We start from the raw sequence: 20,780 nt of genomic DNA on the forward strand, positions 1-20,780 counted from the left end.
ATGCTCGACCCTGAGTGATCTTTACTGTTACGCCAGCTTGCTTTCGGCGGACTCGTTCCAGGCTTCCGCCTGCCGGGTCGCCAAACGGTAACGCCGATCCGCGGCGGAAAAAAGGCCGCCAGCGATCATCAACAAACCGCCCAGCCAAATCCAGCGGATGAACGGCTTGTAATAGAGCCGCACGCTCCAGGCGCCACCATCCATCCGCTCGCCCAGCGCCACATAGAGATCACGGGTGAGGCCGGGATCGATCGCCGCTTCGGTCATGACGTTTCGCTGCACCAGGTAAACGCGCTTTTGCGGCCGGAGTTCGGCGACTTCCCGCTCGCCGCGTTGCACCCGGAATTCGCCTTGTTGGGCGACGAAATTGGGGCCTTGTACCTCGGTCACGCCTTTGAACGTGAACGTGTAATCGCCCAGGGTCGAAGACTCGCCCGGTGCGAGCCGCACGATCTCTTCCTGGCTGTAGCGCTCGGACAGGACGACGCCGGTGAGAAACACCGCGATGCCGATATGCGCTAGGGTCATGCCGTAAAAGCTCCGGGATTGAGCTTTGAGACCCTGAAGCGGGGATTCACGCAGACGGACCCGATTCCAAACACTCAACAGCGCACTAGCGGCTAGCCAGAACGCCGTGCTGAGTCCCGCCATAGTCTTGATGTCCATAGGGTCCCAAAATACCGCGGTCGACACCACGCCGAGCACCAGGCTTGCAAGAAATACAAAACGTGCGCGCCGCGCGATCTTGCCGAGGTCGGCCTCACGCCAGGCGAACATCGGCGCGATGCCAGCCAAAAGAAAGATGGGTGTCATCAAAGGGCCGAACACACTCGCGAAATACGGCGAACCGACCGAAATCTTGCCGAGTTGCAAGGCATCGAGGACCAGAGGATAAAGCGTTCCGAGCAGAATGCTGGCGGCGGCCGTGATCAACAGGACGTTGTTCAGCAGTAAGAGGTTCTCTTTCGACACGAAGCCGTAGCGGACCTGGTCCTTGACCATAGGCGCCCGGATTGCGTACAGCAGCAACGAGCTTCCGACGACGATAGCCAGGAAGATCAGAATGAACAGCCCACGCGCCGGGTCCGAGGCGAAGGCGTGGACCGAGGTCAGGACGCCAGAACGAACCAGGAAAGTTCCCAACAGACTCAGCGAAAAGGCGAAGATGGCGAGTAGTACGGTCCAGGCCTTGAAGGCGCCGCGCTTTTCAGTGACCGCCAGCGAATGGAGCAAGGCGGTCGCGACCAGCCAAGGCATGAAGGAGGCGTTTTCCACGGGGTCCCAGAACCACCAGCCGCCCCAGCCGAGTTCGTAATAAGCCCACCAGGAGCCGAGCACGATGCCGAGGGTCAGGAACACCCAGGCGATCAGGGTCCAGGGTCGCGACCAGCGAGCCCAGGCCGAGTCCAGCGAGCCGCCGAGCAGGGCGGCGATGGCGAAGCTGAATGCGACCGAAAGCCCGACATAGCCCATGTACAGCATGGGCGGATGAACCGTCATGCCGATGTCCTGGAGCAGGGGATTGAGGTCGTTGCCGTCGGCGGGCGGCGGAAAGTGGCGCTCGAAGGGATTCGAGGTCAGCAGGATGAACAACAGAATGCCGACACTGACGAGACCCATGATGCCCAAGACGCGCGCCAGGAATTCCTCAGACAGACTGCGGCTAAAGATCGTCACCATCACTGTCCACAGCCCCATGATCAAGGCCCAGAGCAACATCGAGCCTTCGTGGGCGCCCCAGGCGGCAGAAATACGGTAATAAAGGGGCAGGGCGGTATTGGAATTCCGCGCCACATAGAGCACGGAAAAATCGTGATTCACGAAGCTCGCGATCAGGCAGGCAAACGCCACGGCTAGGAAGAAGAACTGGGCACGCCCAGCGGCCCGCCCCACCGCCATCCAGACCGGCACGCCCTGCGCCGCGCCGAGCAGTGGAAACACCGACTGCAACAGCGCCATGAACAGCGCCATGATCAAGGCGATATGCCCCAATTCCGCGATCATTTCTGAAAATCCTTATAGTTGAGGGACATCTGTCCGCTTTGCTTCAGCGAGTCGGCAACCTCGGGCGGCATGTAATTCTCGTCGTGTTTGGCGAGCACTTGGCTGGCCTCGAACACGCCATCCGCGTTGATCTGCCCGACCGAGATGATGCCCTGACCTTCGCGAAACAAATCGGGCAGGATGCCCGTGTAGAGGATAGGAACCGCGGCGTTTCCGTCGGTAACCGAGAAGCGTACCGTCAAGCTATCGGGTTCGCGCTGCACACTGCCCTCAACCACCAGTCCGCCGACCCGGAAGGGGTAACCCTTGGGCGCTTCGCCCGCGGCGACTTGCGAAGGGGTATAAAAGTACAACAAGTTCTTTTGGAATGCGGTAAGTGCGAGAAACGTCGCTAAGCTGACGCCAACCAGAATCAGCCCGACCACGATCATGCGGCGGCGGCGTGGGGTCATGACCGTTTGCCCTCCTGCCTTATCCGACGCACGACGCTTTTAGTCACTTCGGATTTTCGGCGTATCGCCCAAAAGAGATTGAGGCCCAAAACAACAAACATCAAACCGTAGGACGTCCACACATAAAAGCCGTAGCCGCCCATGGAAAAAAACTGTTGCCAATTCATGGAATCGATTGAAGCTTGTTAACGATTAACCCGGTATTAAACCATATCGAGCCGATAATAATTGCTTGAGTGAACATAAGTCCCGAAAAACGGACAGGTTTGGATGGTTTTCAAGAAAATTTGATCGCTCGATCGGACCGTTTTGAGCCTGAACAGTTCCTCGGGGACGCCAAGGATATCCCTTTCGACATAAAACGACGGCAAATTCTAGGGTGAGTCAGGTGTGCACCGCTATAAGCCATTATATCCTCGCGACTTTCCGCGCGCCGTGACTCTCCGTTTCTGCCGTTTCGCCCAGACGTAAAGGCGCGCATAACTACCGGCAAACATGTCGGCACTGTGGGATGCGAGCATATACCATCCTGCGGCGGAACCTGGTGCATTGTTCGAATAAGTCCTCAGCTGGGCTTCTCTAAGGCCAACACTAGATAGCGCAGCAGTCCCAATCGGCTGGCCCATTCTGCGAACAGGGTTTCGATGATCGCCGACACCGTTGTCGTCGACAGGTCCTTGGCTAGCTTGCGCACGAAATCATAAGTAGGCAGGGTGTTGGATGTGATATCCCGTTCATGGCGGATGACGAATCCCGTTTCCGCAGCCAGGTGGCGATAGTCCTTCAGGGTACTGTGAAACTTGCAGCGCCCGTAGAATCCGGCCGAAGCCGGCCAGCGGGAAGCGAAGGTCATGGCGGGCCGCAGCAACGGCTTCGGGACAAAGTCTGATAAAGCCAACCGCCCGCCGGGTTTCAGCACCCGGTACGCCTCTTCGAAGAAGCTTCTCCGGCTCGGGAAATGAAAAATGCATTCAACCGCCAGAACCGTGTCGAAACTGCAGTTGGCGAAGGGTAGGGCGCAGGCGTCGGCTTGAACCCAGTTAAGGACGTTCCCGATCTCTGCAGAAACCTGTTCACGCGCGCGCCGCAACTGGCGTCGATCGATGTTCAGGCCGATCAATTCGGCGTTTCGTAATCGGCCGTTTAGGCTCGCGACCGTGCCGCCGAAGCCGCAGCCAGCATCCAATATCCGCTGGCCATCCTGGGCTTCCGCCGCCGTATAGACCATTTCGGCAAGCCGCTCGGCCGCCAGCGCGAAATCTTCGGCCGATCCGTCGGCCTGCCTAGGGTCGGGCCAATAACCCCAATGCACGTGACGCCCGAAAGCCCGTTCCACATTGGGATCGCCTCGATCCAGGAGATTCAGAAGGGCATCGAAATAAGGCAGTTTGACCGGGCTGGACATGAGGTGTCGTGGAAGTGAGAACGGGCCATATGCCGATATACTAGCAATCGGATAGATAAAAATGAAAAATTGCCGCCCGACGGCCGAATAGACCGAAATAACAAAGCGCCGCTGGCATGCTTGCCTTCAGAAAGGGTGGGTTTCCGAGACAGCGTTCTCGCTCTGGCGCTCAGGAATGAGTGCACGGGCGGAAAGCCTTTCCGGCACGACATACCGAAATCGAAGGGGCCCCATTCTGACTGACCACCGCGCGCAGGCTCGGATAAGCTACGCGTCCCGGGTGGATGGCGATTATTGTTAACCCGGCCTGTAAATATGGGCCGGGTTAATCCGGGGCAGGGATGTCCCGGCGCGGCAACAAGCCGCGTGAGCCCAGGCCGGGCGTGTACTGGGCTGGGTGGCGGCCCGTAAATACTACGAGGGCATTTACGGGCTGATTAATAAATAAAAAAACGCTTCGTCCTGACATCTCCGTCTCTCATAGCCATGAATCCCCAAGCTTCCGCCTTGGATAAATTTCTCGATCAGTACCCTATTGAAAACGAAGACGGCATTTTGATTTTTCGCGCCGTGCCTGGCGATTATCTTCGGCGGCTGCGCGGACGACCGGTGTTTTGCCAACAGACCTTTAAGCCGGAAGCAGACGCCTTGGTCGGGCTGGGTGCCGAAGCCGTCACCGAGACCGATACTCAGTGCAGTCTTGCCATCGTTTTCGCGACCAAGCACAAGGAAGAAACCCTTTACCACATTGCACAAGCGGTCTCACGGTTGCACGAGGGCGGTAGACTGGTCGTTACCGCCGCCAACGACCTCGGCGCGACTTCGCTGGAAAAACGTTGCGCGGAGCTGATCGGCAGGATTCAGTCATTCAGCAAGCACAAATGTCGGGTATTTTGGGGGAAAAAAGAGTCCGCCCGACTCGATCGGGTATTAATGGCGTCCTGGCTTCGGGCAGGCGAACTCCAGCCGATACCGGGAACAGATTTGTTGAGCCGGCCCGGCGTGTTTAGTTGGAATCGCATCGATCCCGGTTCGCGCTTGCTTGTCGAATGTCTTCCGGACGATCTCGCGGGATGCGGTGCCGACCTCGGAGCGGGTTACGGCTATTTGAGCCGCATGCTGCTCTCCCGTTCCGCCGCTATCACCGGGCTGCACTTGTTCGAAGCTGAGCATAAGGCACTAGAAGCAGCACGACGCAACCTTGCCGTATTCGCCCCCTTGACGTCCTTACATTTTCATTGGCACGACGTTACCGCGGGGTTGCCCGTCGATCAGTTTGATTTCGTCATCATGAATCCGCCGTTTCACACTGGGCGGGAGGCCGATCCCGGCTTGGGCCGAGCGTTTATTCGCACGGCTCTGACTTCCCTCAAGCCCGACGGCCGGCTCTATTTTGTCGCTAATCGCCATCTGCCCTACGAAAAGCTCGTTCGAACCTGCGCCGGCCGCGAGAAAACGCTGGCGGAATGCGGCGGCTACAAAGTCATGGAAGTGCGGAAACAATGGGAAGCCGGGCGCTATGGTCGCTGCCAAAGGCAAGCACCCGAGGCGGCGCTCGACGCCACGGCGAATAGCCCGGACCCACACCCCGCCGAAAACAAAGCACCATCAGAAGCGCCATCTGAGAGACGTCGATCATCGGACACGCTTCTGCAGGTAGAATGACGCTATTTTCGAGCCCTTGAGTACCGGATTGTGAAACCATTTTCCTATCGCTACGCCCAGGTACGAGGTTGGGCGCTGCTCGGCCTATTGCTGCTGGTGATCTTCCTTCTCGGCGGCATGATATGGCGCAACCTGGAGCGATTTGAAACCATGCGCACCTACGTCGGCTATGCCCATCATATTCAGGAAGTCGCATTCAAATTGCAGGACGCGCTGACGGGTTATTTCACAATCGGCACAAGCCGTCGCCTGGATGGACAGCAACTTTCCGAACTTTCCGTGCGGCTTGCCGAACTGGCGCGGCATGACTATCACGTCGCGCCCGCCACACCGAGCAAGCTGACCGAGGTCAGCTCGCTCGTCGACGAGATTAGCCGGGAGCACCTTTCCCCGGACAGCCAGGAGGCGCTCTTGTTCCGTGCCCTGAAAATCACCAGTGCTATGTTGGATGAAGAGACACTGGAACGGGGACGTCTGGCCGAGGAGATCGCGCTAGCGACCCGCACCGAAATCGCCTTGGTATTCGGAATCCTCGCGGCCATTCTGCTGTTAGGAGGGTTGTTTTTCCGCCGGCAGATCCTGACGCCGCTGAATAATCTTAAGGAACTGCTCTTACGCCTCGCCCAAGAAGATTTCACGCCTATCGAGACGGCGCGTGTCGACCCGATCCTGCTTCCGGTGTTCAACAGCTACAACCATATGGTCAAGCGCCTGGCAGAACTGGAGTCGGCCAAGCGTCATCATGCGGAATCGCTGGAAGCGGAGGTGCGCGCGGCGACACGGGCGCTATTGGAGCAACAAGCCAGCCTGTCCCGTGCCGAACGTTTGGCGGCGGTCGGAGAATTGGCCGCCGGTATTGCCCATGAATTGCGAAACCCCCTAGCCGGTATCCAGATGACCTGTGCCAATCTGCGCGATGAAATCGACGATGCCGAGCAAGCCGGACGGGTTGAATTGATTATTGCCGAGTTGAAGCGGATGGGGCGGTTGCTTAATGAGCTGCTAGACCACGGCCGGCACACGCCGGCGCCCGTCAGCGAATGCGATGTGACCGCGCTGATACGCGAACTGGTGACGCTGGTCCGCTATCAGATCCCGCCGACCATTAAGCTCGATTGGGCAGCCTCCGGCGACTTGGTCACCCGCCTTCCAGGCTGCCGTTTGCGGCAGACACTGCTCAATCTGATCCTGAATTCGGCTGAGGCCATCGGAGACCGAGAGGGTTCGATTGAGATTCGGGCGTCTCGCCAGGAAGACCACGTTCTCGTTTCGGTGATTGATGATGGTCCCGGTTTTTCTGTGGAGATCCTGGAAAACGGCATTCGTCCGTTCGCGACTGGACGTCCTGGCGGTACCGGGCTCGGCCTTGCCATGGTTCAGCGTTTTACACGCGATTTAGGGGGGCAACTGAGTCTTTCGAACGTCGAGCCCCATGGTGCTCGAGTGAGTTTGACGCTTCCTTGTCAATAGGTTTGAACGTGCCATGCAGAATACCTTGCTGATCATAGAGGACGAGGCCCTGCTCGGTTCCGAGCTGACGCGCCACTATCGCAAAGCGGGCTGGGAGGTGGAGTGGGCAAAGGATCTCAAGGAAGCGAGAGAATGGTTGCTGGAACGCGATTTCGAGCCCCTCGTGATTCTGTCCGACATGTATCTTCCGGACGGCAACGCCTTGGATTTCATGGAATCGCTTCAGGGGCAGATTGCCAATACGGAATGGTTGCTGCTCACCGGCTACGGGAGCGTGCCGGATTCGGTGCGGGCCTTGCGCCTGGGGGCGTACGACTTTCTCGAAAAGCCGTGCGAGAAATCGCGGTTGGACCTGGTCGTTGCCGCCGCCGCGCGCAGTGCTCAGGCGCAAAAGCGGCTCGCGCAGCAGGCGCGTCAGCGCCATCGCCGCTATTCGCCTGACGCCTATGTCGGCAGGAGCCAGGCGGCCCAGCGGGTGCGCGAAATGTTGACGCGCTTGACCCAAGTCCCTTTCAGCGCCCTGATCATCAGCGGCGAAACCGGTACCGGCAAAGGGCTCGCGGCCCGGATCCTGCATTACGGCGGCAAACGAGCGGAAAACCCGCTGATCGAGCTCAACTGTGCCGCGCTGCCCCGCGAACTGTTGGAATCCGAGCTGTTCGGGCACGAAGCCGGCGCGTTCACGGGCGCTGTATCGCGCCACCGGGGATTGATCGAACAGGCCGACGGCGGCACCTTGTTCCTAGACGAGATCGGCGAAATGGCGCCGGACCTGCAGTCCAAGCTTCTCAAGGCCATCGAGGACCGGAAGATTCGTCGGCTGGGTTCGGAAAAGGAGATCGCCGTCGATGTGCAAATCGTGGCGGCCAGCCACCGGGATCTCGAGGACATGGTCAGGCGCGGCGAATTCCGCGGCGATCTTTATCATCGTCTGAGCGTGTTCAAGCTCAGGCTGCCGCCTCTCAGAGAGATCAAGGAGGACTTGGTGGATTTGGTCGAACTTTTCGTGGCCGAGTTCAACGCTAAGGCCGGAAAGCACGTCAAAGTGGTTCCGGAAGCCGTCTGGGCGGAATTGCGGGCACACGACTGGCCCGGCAACGTGCGGGAATTGCGGAATGTCATCGAGCGCTGCGTGCTGTTCGCCGAAGGACCGGTGTTACCGGCCGAATGGCTGCAATTGCGCCGGCATGACGCGAGAGAAGTTCCGGCGGGAGGGGCGGCGACGGCGGACGGATTGTTCATTCCGCTCGACGGGAGCATGGCGTTGGACGATATGGACTGTTATATCATCCGAACCACGCTGGAACGCCATCACGGCAACGTTACCGCCACTGCCCGCGCCCTCGGCACGACCCGCGAAACGCTGCGCTATCGCATCCGGAAATACGGATTGAAAGAATCGAGCTAATCGCCGCGTATCGGCCGTAGCCGAAATGGGAGAACACCGATCAAGGCGTAACGGAGGTCGCCGGGGCGAACGGTTCGGCGCGTCTCCGTCAGCCGCTGCCGACCGCGCTTGAACGTAGCAACGGTGCCAGAATCACACCGACGAAATTCAGCAGAAAGTGCAGGACGATGAGACTCACGAGACTCTGGCGCCAAAGATAGAGCATTCCGAGACCGAAACCGGCGACGGCGACCGTGATCACTCCGACCGATCCCTCATACCCGTGGCCAAGAGAGAATAGGATGGCGGAGAGTGTCGCGGCGCCTACCGGGCTCGCGCCCAGTTCGACGAAGCGCAGAATCAGGTAGCCGCGAAAGATGATCTCCTCTGCCACCGCCACGACCGCGAGCAAGAGCATGGCCAGAAGATATTGCGGCAGGTTTCCCGGGGTCAGGAATTCCGGCCGCGGTGCGCGTGAGGCTGCAAACCCAGCCGCATGCAAAGCGCTTTCCACGAGGCCTATGCCTACGAAAAACGGAATGAACAGCGCGAAGCCGATGCCGATTTCGGTTCGGACATTCCTGAGTGTCCAGCCGATGCGATCTGCCGATTGCTCGTTTTTCCAGAGAAAGTAAGCGACCAGGCCGACCAGCCCTAAATCCCGCAGGATGGTTGCCCAGGCCGTGACGGTGAAGCTTGCGGCGCCTTGCTCGACCACGAGGAAAGACTGCATCATGGATGGAACGATCAGCAACAAAAAAACCGAGACTTCGAAAAGCTGTGCCTTTTTATCCGAGTCGAATCGGTATTTGCGGCGTAAGCCGTTGTTGCGCGGGTTGCCGTTCACGATGATTTACCCTGGAAAGCGGCGGTGATCTTTGCGGCAAAGTCGCGGTTGGTCATTGGCGGCCGGAGTTTTCAATGGTTTGAACGATGTATCGGTAAAGTTCCAAGGCTTCCCGGTCGGATAGTCTGTCCGCAGGAAACGCCGGCATCGTGCCGACCGAGCCATCCGGAAGCTTGGGATTGCGAATGAAGGCTATGAACCGGTCGGCATCCGCCAAATGCGGGGAGCCTCGCAGGGGCAAATCGGGATTCATGATGTTGCGGCCTTGAGGGTGACAACTGGCGCAATTGGTGGAAAACAATTCGGCGCCCGCTTGGGCTTCGTCGGAATGGGATGGTTCTTCGGCGGTATAGACCAATTCGCCGCCAAAGTAGCCCAGGACGACGACCACGAGAAAACACAGGCTGTAGCTGACCAAAGCTACGCTGGATTCGGCACCGGCTCCACGTCCGAGGAACACCGCCGCTGCCATTAAAATCAGAAGAACGGGCGTGAGGATCAGTTTCATCTTGATCGGAAATGGCATGGCGCCTGCGTAATAATGCAGCCAGTCCATCACCCCGAACAGCACAGTCGGAAACAGCCAAATGAAGGCAAGAACGATGCAATCATATGCTGTTCGGGCAAGCCTCGGCCGCCGGAGAAGCCAAGCAGTCCAGGCGAAGATAAATGCGCCAACCACCAGTCCGATGGGCATATGGACCTCGGTCGGATGGATCGGGTGAGGGTAGCCCCAGCGAGCAAAAGACTCGTAAATAGAATCGAGCATGGTGTTTCCGTTTTGCATGCGCTCGGCATGGTCCTCGTCAAGGTCCGGCGTCATCTTTTGTTTCCATTCCCGCCGAAGCTTGCTCGAGACGCGCCTCCGTTCCTCGATTTCAGACTAGCGGGAAGCGCTAAGGTTCGGTCGGAACCGCCGTCGCACCGAATGCTTGTCTGGGAGTTTTGAATCGGAACGCCGTGCACAGATCCGTCGGATGGCCGGAGCCCGGCGGATCAAAGCCGTTTTTGAGACATCCGGCCGCCGCGTTTAGGGCGGATCGGAGTGATGTCTTGTGCGCCGGGTAGACGTAAGTTCCTGAGCCGAGAGCGCCGGCTCCTGAGGCCGAGCTTTTACGAATAGGTCAAAGCCTAGCCAGAACAAGAGCCAGGCGGGGACTTTTTCGATCATGAGCCCGTTCCGTATCAGTGACCAGAGTCCCGCTCCGACGAAGGCCAACGGCAACACTGTGCGAAGATCGATCGGGAGTCCCGTCCAGCGGCTCAGGCGGGTATTCAAATCGCGAATCGCCTCGTTCGCGGTCAGTGTGGTCTGCGGTGGAATCACCGAGGGGCCGTGAGTCAGATCTTCTACGATGACGTCGATGTCTTGAAGGCACCTGAAGATTCCGGCTTTATCACATCGGGCCGGGTCGTAATGAACCACGAAGCTCCCAGTTACGGGATTCACGCGCACCTGGGAAACACCGGATCGGGCTTCCAGGCCGCCTTTTATCCGGTTCAGAAGCGAGGGGTTGTTGCGAGCGTGACGGTACTTTATCCGCAGCCGTCCAGGCGTGGTGCTGACCATTCGCGCCCGATGAGTTTTGCTTGAACTCATATCGACCGTCGTCTCCTGGGTTATTGCCGGCCCGATCGAATTTCAACACTGGACTCGTTCGGATATTTGTGACGAATAGCCGGCGCAACCGATACGAACCTTGAGTTTCGCCTGGTAGACCTTAAACCGTTCGACTTAGTTTCGGGCGAATGGTCTACAGCGGTCGGAGCTCAAGTGTCGATTACTAAGCTTCTGACATCGAATGCTTTTGGAGATTCCTCGATTGCGACCTCTTGTCGGTGGCAGCCGCGCCGGCTGGCCTTGGTCGTGGTCCGTGAAGGCGTTAAAAAGCCGATCAAAAAAGTAGTACGAGTCTTTCTCGTTTTCCCAAGCTTGAATCTTGTAAGGGTAATTCCACTCGAGCGGCGGTTTTGAGCCGGGCATGGTTCAGATGCACCGTCGCTGGTGGTGGTCCTGAACCACCCGGCCTTCCGCCGCCTCATTGAGCAGGCTAACGATGCCAACAAAAACAATGAAGTAACTCAAACTTCACGCTTGGCACGTAAGTCGCTTCGCCCGACTCGGTTCGCGCGGTTTGCGAGCGCGACCAAGCCTTCGTTCCATGCTTCGTGCCGGGTGCCGAGAACCGATCGGTGGGGTCTCAGAGACCGTGGCGATCGGTTCCGGCTTTTCCGGTGTTCCCGACCGAACAAAAGAAATGACCGTCATATCAATCTCTCCGCCGTCCATCGCTCTGGTCCGGTTTGCCGACCCGCTGAGCAGGGTGCTGAAAACCGAAAGCCAGGCCGAACGCGTTATCGCTGCTTTGCGCCGCTGTTCCCGATGCAGTGTCGAATTGGATTTCTCCGGTATCGCGGGCACTAGCCCGGTTTTCTGCGACGCATTTTTCGGGCTTGCGGAGCGCGAGCTTCCAGACACCTGGCTGGTGCCCCGGCACTACGAGTACCCATGGCCTAGCCTAGTGCACCGACTGGTGGGCCGATTGGCGTGTTTGCGTGAAAAAAACTGGATCAGGGGAGTCGAGTCGCTCGTCACCGGGTTCGGTTCTGTTCCGCGGCTTTATGACAGCGTCTCCGTGCAGAACGGGGCGCAGTGTGTGGTCTTGGCCTTTGAACCGCTGGCTGGACCCGGCAGGACTTCGCCCAGTTCGTTCGAACTCTGATCGAGGGATGCTGTCGCGAGGCGGACACAATCGTGCATGGGGTGGGTCCGTTGAACACGCATTCGATAGCGAGCCTCCATAGACGTTTTTGCGCTGGAGGACGCTCGACAGTTCCCTAAGCGGATAGGGATTCGCCCCAGGTCGAAGCATGGAAGCTGGCTGGACAGGGCCGAAATTGAACTCAGCGCCCTAGCCTGAGGTTGCCGACGCCCGGATCAAACTTTGTAAGCTTTAACCTACCGTCGACAGGTGGCAGGGCACCCGGATGGGTAGGGCTTCTTTCGTATTCATAGTTTATTCCTTATGTGTTGCATACTCTGGCTCGCGCAGAATGGTGTCATGATGTCGGTGCTTCCGTGAGAACTTTACATCTCGGGCGGGAGAATAAGCTTAGCGGGAAAGTCGTATGGGTTATATCAGCGAAAGGAGCGATCGACATGAGCGGCGAAGTGCAAGAACCGAAACCGCCGTTTCCAGAGCAGCATCTGGAGCGGCCGGAGCTGGAATCCGAGCTAGAGCCCCGGCCGAGATACTCGGCGCCTTTGTACAAAGGAGCGGGTAAACTCAAGGACAAGATAGCCCTGATAACCGGGGGCGATTCCGGAATAGGCCGGTCCGTCGCCGTGCTGTTTGCCCGCGAGGGAGCGGACGTTGCCATCGTCTATCACCAAGCACATTCGGATGCCGAGGAAACCAAGCAGGCGGTCGAAGCGGAGGGGCGCAAGGCTATCACCCTTTGCGGAGATGTAAAGGACGCTTCTTTTTGCCGACTAGCCGTGGAACGGACCGTCCAGGCGTTCGGCAAGCTGAACGTGCTTGTGAACAACGCGGCCTATCAGAAGCACTGCGAGAGCCTCGCCGAACTGTCGGACGAGCAGTGGGATCTGACATTCAAGACTAACATCTACGGTTATTTCTATATGACCAAGGCAGCGCTACCGCACCTCAAAGGTGGCGATGCCATTATCAATACCGGATCGATCACGGGCTTGGAGGGCAATGCTGGACTTTTGGATTACGCGGCGACCAAAGGCGCGATCGTCGCCTTCACCAAATCGTTGGCGCAGAATCTCGCGGAATCGCGCATTCGGGTGAATTGCGTCGCACCGGGCCCAGTCTGGACGCCCCTGAATCCCGCCGACCAGCCGGCCGAAAAAGTGGCGGAATTCGGTAAACAAACCAAATACCAGCGACCGGCTCAGCCGGAGGAAATCTCGCCGGCTTATGTGTATTTCGCGTCCGAGGCGGATTCGAGTTACGTCACCGGCGAGGTGTTGACCTTGCTGGGTGGGAATATTCGCGCTGGTTGAACGCAAGACTCAACGGGATGCGCGGCGCTTGATGCAGGAGCCGCCATCCGGCCTCGATCGCGCGATCAAGGCATCGCGGATATCGCTTTGACCAGTTCCCCGGCTTTGGACGCCTCGAGGCCGATTGCCAAATCGCCTTGGCTGACCATTCCGACCAGCTTATGATCTTCGATGACCGGCAACCGCCTGACGCTGTGCTTGATCATTTTCGCCAGCGCCTCGTCGATTGTGTCGTGGGCATAGACCATAACCGGCACACCCTGTGCGAGTTCGCCGGCGGTCGTCGTCGAAGGATCACGATCCGCCGCCAAGACTTTGATTACGATGTCGCGGTCCGTGAGCATGCCCTTAAGGCGGTTATCGTCTCCGCAAATAGGGAGGGCGCCGATGTCGAGCAGCTCCATGCGCTTTGCTGCTTCGACGACGGTCTCGTGTTCGCCGATGCACTCGGCGCCTCTGGTCATGATGTCTCGTACAGTTTTCATGGGATTTCACCTTTCGTTCTCGATTACGTTAAGTCAGCCGTAATGCCGACGGGGAAGGGCTTGGCCGGCGCTCCCGGCCAAGCCGTTTGCGATTGGGAGGGCTTGGCCGGCGCTCCCGGCCAAACCTTTCGTAATTGAAGGATCATCTGGGCGTCCCAACTCAAGGTTTCGGATGCCGCTCCACATCACCTGTCTCGTCTGCTTTTTCGTCGCCATAGGCTCGACCTATGGTGTCGGCCGCGTACGCGCGGCGTTCGCCTAAAGGTTCGGCTTCGCCTTCGGTCGTGTCTTCTTTGGTCTGCCGCTCCAGTTCGGCGTTGAGCTCGGCGCCAAGAAGCACCACGTAAGCGGTGAGATAGAACCAGGTGAGCAGAATGACGATGGCTCCGACCGAGCCGTAGGTTTCGTTGTAATTTCCGAAATTGGATACATAGAACGAAAACAGTCCGGAGCCCAACAGCCACAACACCACTGCCAGCACGGCGCCGGGACTGACCCATTCCCAGCGCGGCTTGTTACGGCAGGGGCCGTAATGATAGACAACGGCCAAACCGAAGACGAACGCGAGAGCGAGAAGCGGCCAGCGGAGAAGAGAGAACAGGAACGACAGAAAGCCGCCGAGGCCGGTAAAGCTCAAAAAAGCGGGCAGACCGGCAATGAGTCCTATTGCCAGCAAAGCGAAGACGATTCCGCCGAAGGTGAAGCCCAAGGCCAGACCGTTGAGTTTCAGAAAGCTTCTTCTTTCCTGTTCCTTGTAAACGATGTTCAGCGCAGTAATCAGGGACGTGATGCCCTTGGTGGCGCTCCAGATCGCGATCGCCAAACCGATCAGCACGCCCAAGCTCAGGGCGGTATTCGCATGGCTGGCAATGTCGTTCAGTTGTCGGCTCAGCAAGGCATGCGCCTCGGGCGGGACGATGCTCGCCAAGGCCTCGATTTCTTTTTGGACGTCGGCGGGGTCGGCAACCAGACCGTAAATGCCGATCATGGCCGCCAAGGCGGGGAAAATCGCCAGCAGGGCGTAGAACGCCACGCCGGCCGCGACGATAGAAATATTGTCGCGCTCGAGTTCGTTCTTGACACGATAAGCGATATCCCGCCATCCCGCGAGCGGAACATCCCAGGGACGCGTTGCCGAACGGCCCCGTTCGTGGTCTTCTGCGGAAGCGTGGGTCGGTATTGGCATTGGGGAAGCCTCCCTGAAAGAATCAAGGGCGAATAGTCCGGCGATGCAAAGGCGTCGGAGCCCCGGTAGTAGCCGGATCATCCGTCATGTCACGCGTTCGACCGGTATTTCCCATGACGCGCGACGGGTGGCGCGTCATGGTTTTTTCCGATGGGCCAAACGGGTTGGTTTTACGGCGTGTTCGGAGAGTCGTAGCCGGTTTGGCCGCTCGCGGACCCGGATATTCGTCGATCCGGCAAGCCGTGCCGCCGCTCTTCGGCAGGCGGGAATCTCGTCGCGGCTCCGACCGTCTCGGCCAGGGATCCCTTGCGGCGGTCACGTACGCCGCTGCGGCGTTCGCCCATCGGCGGCATAGCTTTCATCGATTCGGCACCAGCCGCCTCCTCACCGCCAACGGTTCTTGTGACGCCGCCCAGACCTTCGTTGGTCGTTCCGCCGGCTGTCGTGCCGACGACTGGGGCTCGTCCCGCAGGGCCGCCGGCAGCGGGCATTACGGGCGAGGTTTCGGTCCCGGTTTCGCCTCTGGCCATGTCGCGCCGAATTTCTCCTGCCATCGAGCCGGCGGTGAGCGGGCTGCTCTCGGCTTCGGTCGGTCCTCCAGACATCGGTTCACGGGTAAGCCGTTCGCCCTCAGTCGGGGCCTCGCGCATGATGTCCCGGCCGGTTTCGCGAGCCTCGCGTGCTAACCGGTCCCGGGTTTCACCCATCATCTCGTCCTCCATCCGTGTTCGGGGCATGAAGGCGCCCAGAGCCGCGCCGATGGCGAGCCCGAGTACGCCCAAGAGCAAGGGCTGATCTTGAGCGACATGTTGATACCGTTCCTGGACGGCATGCCCGAGTTGTGCGGCCTGATCCTGCGCTCGATGGGAAATGTCTCCTGCCTTTTCACGGACGCTGCTCATGGTATCGGAGACGGAGTGCCGAACATGGCTCGCCTTATCCCCCAGCGTTTCCCGAACATGGCCGACAGTGTCCGATACTCTGCCTTTCACATGTTCCATCCTTTCTCCTATCGCGCCTTCGCCCTGGCCACCGCCCGCAGCGTAAGGCTCGGAGCGAGGTACTTCGCCGTGCAGACTGTGCAAACCTTCCATTCCGTGGGAGGGCTTTGTGAACCGGGGCAAGTGTAGGTGACCCTTGGTGCCAGCGCGGCCCGACAGGGCCAGCCAAGTAAATCCGATGCCGAGAAGGCTTACCGGAATCGGATTTTCCTTGATGACGGTCCCGGCGTTTGTACTCAACCGTCGAAAGTTTTCACCGATGTGCATTTCGTCCAGATAGCCGAGAGCCTGATCCAGGAGCTGTCCGGGCGAAAATCTCTTTTGTATCGTGTCCAGAGTTTTTGCGATTTGGCTCCGTGTCCGTTCGATATCGGTTTCGATTTGTTCGGGACTTCTGGTTTCGTCATAGGTAGCCATAAAATTCTCCACTGCGCTTGCTTGAGAGCGCCCGTCCCGATCGTTTCGTCGTCTGGGGCTCGTCTCTTGATGTTGATAAAGCATCCCTGAACTGTCGGATTAACGTGGAAATCCACCGACAAACCGTCACATCCTTGTCAAACGCTCTTCTATCCAGACCCGATGCCGGTGTTCGTCCGCGAGATTGCGCTCCAGCACCGGGCGAGCCACGGGCAAGATGTCGCTGCGCTGGAGTGCCTGTCGATACGCCTGATTGGTGTCGTCTTCGTTGGATTTCATGGCTAGGAGAATGCCCTTGTCTCCGGCGATGTTCCCGATGATGACCTTTCCTTGGGTCAAGACGGCCTTGAAATCGGCTTCGGTAGGCGGCACCCGACCGAGATCGCGTACGATGCGGCTGAGTTCCTGAATATGGCGCTGGTGGTCGCTCATGAATTCACCGAGCCGATCGCCAATGCCGCCGTCGTCGATCCTTTTGATGGCCGCCGCGTACGCGGCGGTGGCATCGAAGTCGAGTTCGATCAGGTTGATGAGTGTTTCGACAAAAGAATCCTCGTTTCCGATTAAGCTAGGCATACGGTTCCTCGTTCCTCCGAAGCGTTAAAAGCCGCCGCGGTTCACTTGAGATGCTCGCGCAAGACTTCCGAGTCTCTGCGAAGCGAATCGCCGGATTTTTTCGGTACCAGGTTTTTCGCTTTGAGATTGCTGCGGCCCTTTTGCAGCAGTACCACGCCGATGATGGCGACGATCGATCCGACGATGAGCGGCGATAGCCAGGGGTTGTCGACGGCAAAGCTTCCCAATGCGTCGTTGAGCGCGGCGACCGCGGCGAGCAAGAGAATTAGGAATCCTGCGAACAGGATGGCGCCGCCGATCGTCAGTGAGCCGACCCCGGCCCCTGCTTCCGACACTTTCTCGGATAACTCGGCCTTCATCAGCTGTCCTTCCTGACGGACGAGCGTCGATAATTCGCGCGTAAAATCTGTAATCAATCCGGCAAGAGAAGGATCTTTCTTGCCTGTCACTTCGTCTGGTTGCATGACGGTATTCCTCTCAAAAATGGTTGTGCCGGCGCCCTCGAGGCCGGACGTTTCGCCTGTCGGATGACCGGCCTTTCCGAAGTCGGATCCCTTAATGGGTATAACGGGCTCCGGCCTCCGGGCGCTCCATGGAGCCATATCCCGGCTCGGTCGCTCTTCGCTCCGCGGAACTTTTGAGAAATCGCGAGAGCATCAAGCCGACGAGTAGGCTGCCTCCAAAGAACACACCCGGATTTCGGCGGGCGAAGTCCTCGGTCTTTTTGAGCACCGTGCGAAGGTCTCCCTCGCGGATAGAGTCAACCATCCGGTCGAGCGCTTCCGCCGTACGATCAAGATAACGGGCCGTCGTCGACTGCTGCCGCTCGCTTAACTGCTGGGCAGCTCGATGCAAGGCCTCCGCTACGCCACCGACTTCCTCGGCGGCCGCACGGCGTTGTTCCTTGAACAAGGATTCGCCTCGTTGCTTGACCTCATCCTTCAACCGCTGCACTTCGTGTTTGATCTCGCCGGCCATCGCCCTAGCCTCGGCTTTGACCTCGGGGGTATGCGTTTCCGTGCTGGCCGAAATACCGGTTTCAGGCTGTGATGGCGATCGGGTCGTGCCCGATTCGGTTTCTATGTGAGCCATGACTACACCTCTAATGCTTGATATTTAGCAAATTATTCCGCCTCATACCGTTCAAAAACAGTCGTAATAATTCGTATCTTTAGCGAAACAGTTCCGCTTCCGTGGTGATTCTAGGATGCGCTGGCCGTATATTTGGGGACGCGGGAGTGGTGTTTTGGATGGTTTTTGTTTGGGTCGTTTGACCGGGTTGCGAATACTGGGATTTGGATATTATCGAAAAACGACAAATATCCTTAAAAATGGATCAGGTGATCGAGGGTATAAAAACACTGATATATAAATTTTCAGACAGCCATCATGGATCGTTAGGTTGCAGGTCTACAACAGCTTGGATGAAAAATTGGAAAAAATATATAACCATGTGGCATATCTCCAACTTAGGTTAGATTGGGATCAAACCTAAATACTCCAATTTCCTGGGAAACCAAGGTCTTTTATATCAGAGGGACAATATCCGCCGTACGCCGTTTTGGAGGATGGTTAGGTGTCACGTCCCGTATGATTATTTACCCAGAAGGAGTTATGCTCTGTTCGAAGCCCGGAGCCTTCTCCAGGAGATCTTTGGTTCGTCCAAGTAAGGTCCATCACCATGCAGATTCGTCTTCATAAGAACGCCCGTACCACCCCAGCCGTTCGGCAGGCCATTCAAGCGTCCACGTTGAGCGAGCGCGCCTTGGCCCAAAAGCATGGCATTAGCCGAACGACCGTCCGCAAGTGGAAACACCGCTCCTCGGTCGAAGATGCCTCACACCGGCCCCACACCCTCAGAACCACGCTCACGCCCGCCCAGGAAGCCATCGTGGTCTACCTCCGCCAAGCTCTGCTCCTCCCCTTGGATGATCTCCTGGCCGTGACCCGGGAATTTCTCAATCCCGCCGTGTCCCGTTCCGGGCTAGACCGCTGCCTGCGCCGCCACGGGGTGGCGTCCCTCAAGACCCTGCTTCCGCCTACAGAGAAGGCGAAGGTCAAACCCTTCAAGGCCTATGAGCCCGGCTTCCTTCACCTGGATGTTAAGTACTTGCCCGCCATCGACGGCGAACCCCGCCGATACCTGTTCGTCGCCATCGACCGCGCCACCCGCTGGGTCTATGTCGCCCTCAAGCCCAACCGCACCGCCTTAAGCGCAAAGGACTTCCTCAAAGCGGTGATTCAGGCCGCGCCTTTCCGCATCCAGAAATGCCTGACCGACAACGGCTCGGAGTTTACCGACCGTTTCCTGATCCGAACTCGGCAGTCCTCGGGGACGCATGAGTTTGACCGCCTCTGTACTGAACAAGGCATCGAACATCGCCTGATTCCGCCGGGCCGGCCCCAAACGAATGGCCTGGTGGAACGCTTCAATGGCCGCATCGAGGAGGTGTTGCAAACCCATCACTTCGATTCAACCGCCGATCTGGACACCACCCTGCACCGCTATGTCGAGCTGTACAATCATCACATTCCCCAAAAGGCCTTAGGCCATCTCACCCCGATCCAGGCTCTCAAAAACTGGCAACTGTCCCATCCTCATCTTTTTCGAAAGAAGGTTTACGATCTTGCGGGACCTGACAGTTAGGGACATGATCGCCGTTCCATTGCTTCCGACTGTCTCGCTGGGGGTGAGATATGATGTTCACGATTGATCGGGTTGCGAGTTTCTTTCGGGTTTGTTGGCGATGCGCGGCGTCGGTCGCTTGGAAGCGCTTAGGTAAAGTGCTGTGCCCAGACCAGCCAGTAAGGCCACGAAACCCGCAGTCCACGCTGTTTTTCGTCTACGGATTTGCCGGTACGGTTCGAGCCAGCCGCCATGCACCGTGTCGAATTCGGGCATGGGTTCGAAAAGATTTCCCGGCGAATTTCGGTCGGGTTTGTCTTGAAAGTGACGTCGCTCGACCTTACGTGCCACGATCCGTTCCGCCAACGGGGGCACAAAAGTCCGCATGGCGATCATCCGCCCCGCGTTGCCTACCGTGACCTCTCTCTTAGGATGGCGGATGGTTTCCAGAATCGCCTCTGCTACTTCTTCCGGCGCATACACCGGCGGCATCGCCTGAACTGCTTTCCCGGAATAGTTGGCGGCATGCTGGAACAGGGGCGTGTCGATGGTCGCGGGCAGAATCATGCACACGCGAATGTCGGGCTCGTCTCGAAGCTCCATGCGCAAGCTTTCCGAAAATCCGGTGACCGCGAACTTGCTGGCGACATAGGCACTGGCATAAGGCGCCGCGACTTTCCCTTCGACGGAGGCCACATTAATCAAAACGCCGTGGCCTTGTTTGCGGAAATAGGGCAGAACCGCCCGTGCGCCGTATACATAACCGAAAAAGTTGGTTTCCATGACACGCCGGAATGCATCCGCGGGCGCGTCCTCGAACCGAGATAGCATGGTGACTGCAGCATCGTTCACCCAGGCGTCGATACGCCCGTATGTCTCGACCGCGCGGCGCGCTAATTGTTTAACTTGTTCTTCGTCGGTGACGTCGGTTCTTACTGCCAGCGCGCGTCCTCCGATTTGTTCGCACTCGCGGGCGACTTCATGTAATACGTCCGCTTGGCGGGCTGCCAGCACGACGGTTCCATGTTGCTCGGCGAGCTTCATCGCCGTCGCTCTGCCGATGCCGCTGGATGCTCCGGTTATGACGGTCACGGAATCGGCGATATTCAAACGCATGGAAACGCGCCTCCAGTTTCGGCGAGCTCGGATTTGGAATGACCTGTACGATCCGCAGAAACAAGTCAGGCGCGGTAAACAGAATGCGGCGACGGGCCCGCCGCCGTTCT

Annotated in this window: 20 protein-coding genes; 6 read left to right on the top strand and 14 right to left on the bottom strand. The window is 58.3% G+C overall.

All coding sequences use genetic code 11. The annotated features are described in order from the left end of the window. Nucleotides 1–27: 27 nt before the first annotated feature. From QEN43_RS18600 to QEN43_RS18615, 4 genes are all read right to left on the bottom strand, one after another. On the bottom strand, nucleotides 28–2,004 hold the full coding sequence (locus tag QEN43_RS18600; protein ID WP_026609779.1) for a heme lyase CcmF/NrfE family subunit: 1,977 nt from the start codon (nucleotides 2,002–2,004) through the stop codon (nucleotides 28–30). Then, nucleotides 2,001–2,456: a cytochrome c maturation protein CcmE gene (gene ccmE, locus QEN43_RS18605; protein ID WP_026609780.1), complete on the bottom strand. Its 456-nt coding sequence runs from the start codon at nucleotides 2,454–2,456 to the stop codon at nucleotides 2,001–2,003. The genes QEN43_RS18600 and ccmE overlap by 4 nt, the downstream gene beginning before the upstream one ends. Continuing rightward, a complete protein-coding gene (gene ccmD, locus QEN43_RS18610) occupies nucleotides 2,453–2,623 on the bottom strand; it encodes a heme exporter protein CcmD (protein ID WP_084161786.1) in 171 nt (56 codons plus the stop codon). Before ccmD ends, ccmE begins: the two co-directional genes overlap by 4 nt. A gap of 398 nt (nucleotides 2,624–3,021) precedes the next feature. Continuing rightward, complete coding sequence (locus tag QEN43_RS18615) at nucleotides 3,022–3,861, bottom strand: class I SAM-dependent methyltransferase (RefSeq protein ID WP_036268055.1); 840 nt, start codon at nucleotides 3,859–3,861, stop codon at nucleotides 3,022–3,024. Between the two features lie 486 nt (nucleotides 3,862–4,347). Between QEN43_RS18615 and QEN43_RS18620 the strand changes: the two genes are divergently transcribed. From QEN43_RS18620 to QEN43_RS18630, 3 genes are read left to right on the top strand one after another with little or no spacing between them, the layout of a single operon-like run. Further along, nucleotides 4,348–5,526, top strand: a complete 1,179-nt coding sequence (locus QEN43_RS18620) for a class I SAM-dependent methyltransferase (protein WP_051331532.1) — start codon at nucleotides 4,348–4,350, stop codon at nucleotides 5,524–5,526. Nucleotides 5,527–5,556: 30 nt separating this feature from the next. Then, nucleotides 5,557–6,996 (top strand): sensor histidine kinase, encoded by a 1,440-nt coding sequence (locus tag QEN43_RS18625; protein ID WP_317963483.1) that lies wholly within the window; start codon nucleotides 5,557–5,559, stop codon nucleotides 6,994–6,996. A gap of 13 nt (nucleotides 6,997–7,009) precedes the next feature. Next, nucleotides 7,010–8,404, top strand: a complete 1,395-nt coding sequence (locus QEN43_RS18630) for a sigma-54-dependent transcriptional regulator (RefSeq protein WP_026609782.1) — start codon at nucleotides 7,010–7,012, stop codon at nucleotides 8,402–8,404. Between the two features lie 88 nt (nucleotides 8,405–8,492). Here the strand turns inward: QEN43_RS18630 and QEN43_RS18635 are convergent, their stop codons facing one another. From QEN43_RS18635 to QEN43_RS18645, 3 genes are all read right to left on the bottom strand, one after another. After that, complete coding sequence (locus QEN43_RS18635) at nucleotides 8,493–9,230, bottom strand: CPBP family intramembrane glutamic endopeptidase (protein ID WP_026609783.1); 738 nt, start codon at nucleotides 9,228–9,230, stop codon at nucleotides 8,493–8,495. A 52-nt stretch (nucleotides 9,231–9,282) separates the two neighbouring features. Further along, nucleotides 9,283–10,053: a DUF2231 domain-containing protein gene (locus QEN43_RS18640; RefSeq protein ID WP_036268059.1), complete on the bottom strand. Its 771-nt coding sequence runs from the start codon at nucleotides 10,051–10,053 to the stop codon at nucleotides 9,283–9,285. Between the two features lie 207 nt (nucleotides 10,054–10,260). Then, the gene (locus QEN43_RS18645; protein WP_156912683.1) at nucleotides 10,261–10,830 is read right to left on the bottom strand and encodes an HMA2 domain-containing protein; all 570 of its coding nucleotides are present in this window, start codon (nucleotides 10,828–10,830) and stop codon (nucleotides 10,261–10,263) included. A gap of 658 nt (nucleotides 10,831–11,488) precedes the next feature. Between QEN43_RS18645 and QEN43_RS18650 the strand changes: the two genes are divergently transcribed. Both QEN43_RS18650 and QEN43_RS18655 read left to right on the top strand, forming a co-directional pair. Beyond that, on the top strand, nucleotides 11,489–11,953 hold the full coding sequence (locus QEN43_RS18650) for a hypothetical protein (protein WP_156912684.1): 465 nt from the start codon (nucleotides 11,489–11,491) through the stop codon (nucleotides 11,951–11,953). A 437-nt stretch (nucleotides 11,954–12,390) separates the two neighbouring features. Next, entirely contained in the window at nucleotides 12,391–13,263 is an 873-nt protein-coding gene (locus QEN43_RS18655) for an SDR family oxidoreductase (RefSeq protein ID WP_026609785.1), read from the top strand. Nucleotides 13,264–13,328: 65 nt separating this feature from the next. On the opposite strand, the gene QEN43_RS18660 is transcribed toward QEN43_RS18655, so the two are convergent. The 6 genes from QEN43_RS18660 to QEN43_RS18685 all read right to left on the bottom strand — a co-directional run bounded on the left by QEN43_RS18660 (nucleotide 13,329) and on the right by QEN43_RS18685 (nucleotide 18,020). Further along, nucleotides 13,329–13,748: a CBS domain-containing protein gene (locus QEN43_RS18660; RefSeq protein WP_026609786.1), complete on the bottom strand. Its 420-nt coding sequence runs from the start codon at nucleotides 13,746–13,748 to the stop codon at nucleotides 13,329–13,331. 160 nt (nucleotides 13,749–13,908) lie between these two features. Next, nucleotides 13,909–14,934, bottom strand: a complete 1,026-nt coding sequence (locus tag QEN43_RS18665; RefSeq protein ID WP_051331534.1) for a YihY/virulence factor BrkB family protein — start codon at nucleotides 14,932–14,934, stop codon at nucleotides 13,909–13,911. Between the two features lie 170 nt (nucleotides 14,935–15,104). Beyond that, nucleotides 15,105–16,352: a DUF3618 domain-containing protein gene (locus tag QEN43_RS18670; protein ID WP_026609787.1), complete on the bottom strand. Its 1,248-nt coding sequence runs from the start codon at nucleotides 16,350–16,352 to the stop codon at nucleotides 15,105–15,107. Nucleotides 16,353–16,478: 126 nt separating this feature from the next. Further along, nucleotides 16,479–16,928: a DUF2383 domain-containing protein gene (locus tag QEN43_RS18675; protein ID WP_026609788.1), complete on the bottom strand. Its 450-nt coding sequence runs from the start codon at nucleotides 16,926–16,928 to the stop codon at nucleotides 16,479–16,481. Nucleotides 16,929–16,969: 41 nt separating this feature from the next. Further along, on the bottom strand, nucleotides 16,970–17,392 hold the full coding sequence (locus tag QEN43_RS18680; RefSeq protein ID WP_317963484.1) for a phage holin family protein: 423 nt from the start codon (nucleotides 17,390–17,392) through the stop codon (nucleotides 16,970–16,972). A gap of 91 nt (nucleotides 17,393–17,483) precedes the next feature. Further along, nucleotides 17,484–18,020, bottom strand: a complete 537-nt coding sequence (locus QEN43_RS18685; protein WP_051331535.1) for a hypothetical protein — start codon at nucleotides 18,018–18,020, stop codon at nucleotides 17,484–17,486. 589 nt (nucleotides 18,021–18,609) lie between these two features. On the opposite strand from QEN43_RS18685, the gene QEN43_RS18690 reads away from it, so the two are divergent. Beyond that, nucleotides 18,610–19,575: an IS481 family transposase gene (locus QEN43_RS18690; RefSeq protein WP_317963485.1), complete on the top strand. Its 966-nt coding sequence runs from the start codon at nucleotides 18,610–18,612 to the stop codon at nucleotides 19,573–19,575. Nucleotides 19,576–19,632: 57 nt separating this feature from the next. Here QEN43_RS18690 and QEN43_RS18695 read toward each other — a convergent pair whose 3' ends face one another. Next, a complete protein-coding gene (locus QEN43_RS18695; RefSeq protein WP_026609791.1) occupies nucleotides 19,633–20,670 on the bottom strand; it encodes an SDR family oxidoreductase in 1,038 nt (345 codons plus the stop codon). Nucleotides 20,671–20,780 lie beyond the last annotated feature (110 nt).

It is taken from the genome of Methylocaldum szegediense (assembly GCF_949769195.1).
Taxonomy (GTDB): Bacteria; Pseudomonadota; Gammaproteobacteria; order Methylococcales; family Methylococcaceae; genus Methylocaldum; species Methylocaldum szegediense.